This is a genomic window from Mycobacterium sp. TH-M106 (assembly GCF_057473765.1).
Map to the genome: position 1 here is coordinate 1 of NZ_JBYCLE010000192.1, position 1,772 is coordinate 1,772.

Annotated in this window: 4 protein-coding genes; 1 reads left to right on the plus strand and 3 read right to left on the minus strand. The window is 65.9% G+C overall.

Annotated features, from left to right (window positions below; translation table 11 throughout):
* From AC2VOP_RS06650 to sdhC, 3 genes are all read right to left on the minus strand, one after another.
* Nucleotides 1–395 (minus strand): FAD-binding protein (locus AC2VOP_RS06650; protein WP_486960225.1); only part of this gene is annotated, 395 nt, incomplete at its 3' end.
* A 17-nt stretch (nt 396–412) separates the two neighbouring features.
* Entirely contained in the window at nt 413–895 is a 483-nt protein-coding gene (locus AC2VOP_RS06655; protein WP_486960226.1) for a succinate dehydrogenase hydrophobic membrane anchor subunit, read from the minus strand.
* Nucleotides 892–1,380, minus strand: a complete 489-nt coding sequence (sdhC, locus tag AC2VOP_RS06660) for a succinate dehydrogenase, cytochrome b556 subunit (protein ID WP_486960227.1) — start codon at nt 1,378–1,380, stop codon at nt 892–894. The genes AC2VOP_RS06655 and sdhC overlap by 4 nt, the downstream gene beginning before the upstream one ends.
* 193 nt (nt 1,381–1,573) lie before the next feature.
* On the opposite strand from sdhC, the gene AC2VOP_RS06665 reads away from it, so the two are divergent.
* On the plus strand, nt 1,574–1,772 hold a 199-nt coding region (locus AC2VOP_RS06665), incomplete at its 3' end, for a cytidine deaminase (RefSeq protein ID WP_486960228.1).

The window sequence follows — 1,772 nt, forward strand, 5'->3', positions numbered from 1 at the left end:
GACCGGCGCACCGGGGCTTTCCCGTGCTCGCGGGTGTGCCCGCCGAACCGGCGCTGGTCGATGCGGCCTTCGGGGGTGCGAGAAAACGGCATCCCCATGTGCTCTAAGGCCAGCACCGCGTCGATGGCCTCCTTGGCCATGATCTCCACCGCATCCTGGTCGCACAGGTAGTCACCGCCCTTGATGGTGTCGAAGGCGTGCCACTCCCAGTTGTCGTCCTCGACGTTGGCCAGCGCGGCGCAGATGCCGCCCTGGGCGGCGCCGGTGTGGCTGCGGGTGGGGTAGAGCTTGGTCAGCACGGCGGTGCGGACCCGCGGCGCCGCCTCCACCGCGGCGCGCATCCCGGCGCCGCCGGCCCCGACGATCACCACGTCGTATTGGTGTTGCCGTATCACTCGATCATCACCGTCTGCTATCCCGAGATGTTGGCGTCGAAACTGACCAGCACATAGCTGCCCAGCGTCAGCGTGAAGATCATCGAGATCACCAGCAGGGTCATCAGCCAGAACCTGGAGCGGTCCGTGCGGGTGTAGTCGCCGATGATGGTCCGCAACCCGTTGCCGCCGTGCAGCTCGGCCAACCACAGCAGCAGCAGGTCCCAGATCTGCCAGAACGGCGAATGCCAGCGCTGCGCCACGAAGTTGAAGTCGATCCGGTAGACCCCGTTGTCCCACATCAGCATGACGAACAGGTGGCCGAGCACCAGGAAGATCAGCACGGCGCCGGAGAAGCGCATGAAGATCCAGGCGTACTTCTCGACGTTGGGCATCACGGAGTGCCGGTGCGGCGCTCGCGGGTCGCCCAGGCTGGCGGGCCGGTCGCGGTCGAGTCCGCGAGTCGGGGCGATGTCACCTGTGCCGAATTGAGAGCCCAGTTGCAGGTCCGGTGAGCTCATCGAAAATACTCCATCATGTGGACGCCGGTCACCACGGTCGCCGGAACCATCACCAGCAGCCACAGCGCCGCGACGATCACCGTCATCACCCGCTGGTAGCGGCAGCCCTGCCACCAGAAGTCGATCAGCATCACCCGGATGCCGTTGAGCCCGTGATAGAGCACCGCGGCCACCAGTCCCAACTCCATCAACGAGACAATCGGGGTCTTGTAGGTGGCGATCACCTCGGTGTAGGCCTGCGGGCTCACCCGCACCATCGCGGTGTCCAGCACGTGGACGAAGAGGAAGAAGAAGATAGTCGCGCCGGTGATCCGGTGCAGGGCGAACGCCCACATCCCGGGGTCGCCTCGGTACAGACTCTGGCGCCGCGGGCGCCGGGGCCATCTGCTCCGCCGTCGTTCGCGGGGCAACGTGCGCCGCTGGACCGGCGTTGCCTCAGTGGGCAACAGCTTGCGCCGCCAGGCCGGTGATGCGGCTCTTGTCATCAACCTCTCCAACGCCTCCAACGCTGCTGCTGTGGAGAACCTCCCGATGGACTCTACCCATCGGCGATACCCCGCCGGTGGCCGTCGCGGCCGCCGGCGCGAACAGTGGCGGCGGCGTTAAGGTGACTCTGGACACTGGTCGGCGGGTGGATGGGGCTTTCGATGCGCTGCAATCACATTGGGACCAGTTAGCATGTCACTAACTGTCGACTGGAACATGTTGCGGGGCAAGGCAATCGAGTCAGCTACCGATGCGTACGCGCCCTATTCGCGGCTGCGGGTGGGCGCGGCGGCCCTCACCGACGACCAGCGGGTGCTCACCGGCTGCAATGTGGAGAATGTCTCATATGGCCTGAGTCTCTGCGCCGAATGCGGTGTGGTGTCTGCGCTCT